Here is a 3,315-nt window from a genome sequence, read left to right on the forward strand (position 1 = left end):
GTTCACGCAATTCTTCTCAACGCGTCCTTGCAGAGCATCGATTAAGTTATCCACCGCACAGGCCGCCATGTTATAGCGCGTTTCATGCGTAGCTGAACCTATGTGCGGCACGGCTACCACGTTTGGCAACGCCAATAACGGTGAGTCTGCTGGTAATGGCTCCTGCTCAAACACATCCAGGCCTGCGGCATGAATTTCCCCGCTTTGCAGGGCGGCAATCAGCGCTTTTTCATCGACCACTGGCCCACGCCCGGCGTTAATGAAAATGGCGGAGGACTTCATTTTGGCAAACTGTTCGGTACTAAACAGATGATGCGTTTCTGCGGTTAACGGCAGGATCAGGCAGACAAAATCGGACTCCTGCAACAGCGTATCGAGGTCGCAGTAACGCGCGTTGAAGCGTTCTTCCGCCTCCTGGTGATGACGGCGCGCGTTATAAAGAATCGGCATGCTAAAACCAAAATGCGCGCGTTGCGCCAGCGCCAGACCAATACGGCCCATGCCGACAATCCCCAGCGTTTTGTGGTGTACATCCGTACCAAACCAGTCCGGCCCGATACTTTTGGTCCACTCGCCAATTTTCACCCGTTCAGCAACTTCTACCACGCGGCGAGCGGTGCTTAACACCAGCGCCATTACCGTATCGGCGACAGTTTCCGTCAGCACGGTTGGCGTGTGCATCAACAGCACCTTGCGCGCGTTGAGGGCATCGACGTCGAAGTTGTCATAGCCTACGGAAATCGTGGATGTCGCACGTAGCCTGGGCATTCTCTCCAGTAGGGCGGTATTGACGGCTTCACTGGAACCCAGCAGACCTTCCGCGTTGGCAAAAGCCTCGGCGTACTGTGCGACCGTTTCCGGGCGCAGGTTAGGCACATGAGTCACAGTAAAATGCTCTTCCAGGCGATGCAGTAAATCGTCAGGTAACGCTTTATAGAGAATAATGGACGGCTTCATGCGAATCTCCGTAAGTTAAAATTTAAGCGTGGCGTGCGCCAATAGGTAATTGCTGATTATTAGCAGGCTTAACAATTAAAGTTAGCCATACTGAGACAAAAAGCGCTACCCCCATAAAAATGTACGAGGCGGATGGGCTGCCGGTTGCGCCATTGAGGTAGCCGACAAACCATGAACCAAAGAATGAGCCTAGCGCGCCCATGCTGTTAATCAGCGCCATTGCACCCCCGGCGACGTTGCGCGGCAGCATTTCCGGGATGATGGCGAAGAAGGGGCCATATGGGGCGTACATTGCCGCACCCGCAATAACTAACAGCGTGTAAGAAATCCAGAAGTGGTCTGCACCCACGGCCCAGGAGCCGATAAAAGCGAAAGCGGCTATCAATAACAGCGGCCAGACAAACAGTTTACGGTTTTGCAGCTTATCGGAGGCCCAGGAGACGAGGATCATCGCCGCCGTCGCCGCCAGATAAGGTACGGATGACAGCCAGCCAACCTCTACCATGCCCAGATTTGCGCCGCCGTTGCGGATAATCGACGGTAGCCACAGGACAAAACCATAGACGCCAATACTCCAGGCGAAATACTGCATGCACAGCAGGATGACGTTACGTGAGCGGAAGGCCTCGCTATAGTTACGCACGGCTTTGATGCCTTGCTGCTCTTTTTCCAGTTGCGCCTGAAGGGCGGCTTTTTCAGATTCTGACAGCCAGCCGACCTGAGACGGTTTGTCTTTTACCAATACCCACCAGCAGAACGCCCAGATGATGGCCGGGAAGCCCTCGATGATAAACATTTCCCGCCAGCCCAGCGCCTGGATCAGATAACCGGAAACCACAGACATCCACAGGACGGTAACCGGGTTACCGAGGATCAGGAAAGTGTTAGCGCGCGAGCGCTCGGATTTCGTAAACCAGTTGCTGATATAAATCAGCATTGCGGGCATCACCGCGGCTTCAACGACGCCAAGAATAAAGCGGATGGCGGCAAGCATTGGAATATTGCTGACCATACCGGTTAACGACGCGCATGCGCCCCAGAGGATCAGACAGACAAAAATCAGTTTTCGTACGCTGCGCCGTTCTGCGTAAATCGCGCCTGGGATCTGAAAGAAGAAATAGCCGAGGAAAAACAGAGCGCCCAGCAGGGAAGAGATCCCTTTGGTAATGCCGAGGTCCTCGTTGATACCGGCGGCGGAGGCGAAGCTGAAGTTCGCACGGTCAAGGTACGCCAGGCTATACGTGATAAACACGATTGGCATAATGTACCACCAGCGTTTTGCTGCATTAGTTGAGCTATTCATAGACTGCCCTCTGGTTATGCTGATACGCCGCCTCTGTATGTAGGGTACAGAGACAGAGTTGGCCGGGAGTTTATTCCCCTAATTGTTCACGTGTGGGTAATCCTTCGCTGTCGCCCTGAACCTGAATGGCCAGTGCGCCGATTTTATTGCCGCGGGTCACCGCCTGATGCAGCGAACGGCCTTCCAGCAGGGCGCTGATAACGCCCACGGCAAAGCCATCGCCTGCGCCGACCGTATCGACCACGTTGTCGACTTTTACCGGTGCAACGCAACCTTGTTCACCGCTGGCTGTTTTGTACCAGGCACCATCAGCCCCGGTTTTGATGATCACGGCCTTCACTCCGTGACGCAGATAAAAGTCGGCGATGGCTTCAGGCGTCTGTTGGCCGGTTAAAATCATCCCCTCTTTTAATCCAGGTAAAACCCAGTCAGCCTGGAATGCCAGCCGGTTCAGTTTTTCCACCATCTCGGCTTCGCTTTTCCACAGCACCGGACGCAAATTTGGGTCGAACGAGATGGTCTTCCCCTGGGCTTTCAACGTGCGGGCGGTGTGCGCCAGTAGTTCATAGGAGCTGGCAGAAAGCGCTGCCGCCACGCCGCTCAGGTGCAAGTGGCGCGCGCTGGCGAAATAGTCCTCGTGATAATCCTCAACGCTGAGGTGGCTGGCGGCGGAACCTTTGCGGAAATACTCCACAATGGGATCGGTTCCATTTTCGACCTTAGATTTAAGCTGAAAGCCGGTAGCGTAACGCCCGTCCTGGGTAACTCCCTGCGCATCTATCCCTTCTTTTTCCAGCGATTTAACGATAAAACGACCAAAACTGTCGTTGCCTACGCGGCTCACCCAGCCGACCTTCAGGCCCAGACGAGCAAGACCGGTCGCCACGTTGAGTTCAGCGCCTGCAACGCGCTTGATAAACTGCTCTACATCCGTCAGTTCGCCGGTTTGCGTGGCGACAAACATCGCCATCGCTTCACCAATAGTGACCGCATCCAGTGAATTTTTCATGTGTTACTCCTCGCGTAACAGCTCGACGTAGTGGCGGGTAACCGCC

Annotated in this window: 3 protein-coding genes; all 3 read right to left on the reverse strand. The window is 54.6% G+C overall.

The features are described from left to right. Positions 1-957, reverse strand: a 957-nt coding sequence (ghrB, locus tag FDW87_RS13045) for a glyoxylate/hydroxypyruvate reductase GhrB (protein WP_137379848.1), incomplete at its 3' end; no start/stop codon positions are given. A 22-nt stretch (positions 958-979) separates the two neighbouring features. After that, positions 980-2,260, reverse strand: coding sequence for an MFS transporter (locus FDW87_RS13050; RefSeq protein WP_003827389.1), 1,281 nt, complete (start codon positions 2,258-2,260; stop codon positions 980-982). A gap of 70 nt (positions 2,261-2,330) precedes the next feature. Next, positions 2,331-3,269 (reverse strand): sugar kinase, encoded by a 939-nt coding sequence (locus tag FDW87_RS13055; protein ID WP_046275780.1) that lies wholly within the window; start codon positions 3,267-3,269, stop codon positions 2,331-2,333. Positions 3,270-3,315 lie beyond the last annotated feature (46 nt).

Source organism: Citrobacter sp. wls826 (assembly GCF_005281245.1).
In the GTDB taxonomy this organism is placed as follows: Bacteria; Pseudomonadota; Gammaproteobacteria; order Enterobacterales; family Enterobacteriaceae; genus Citrobacter; species Citrobacter braakii.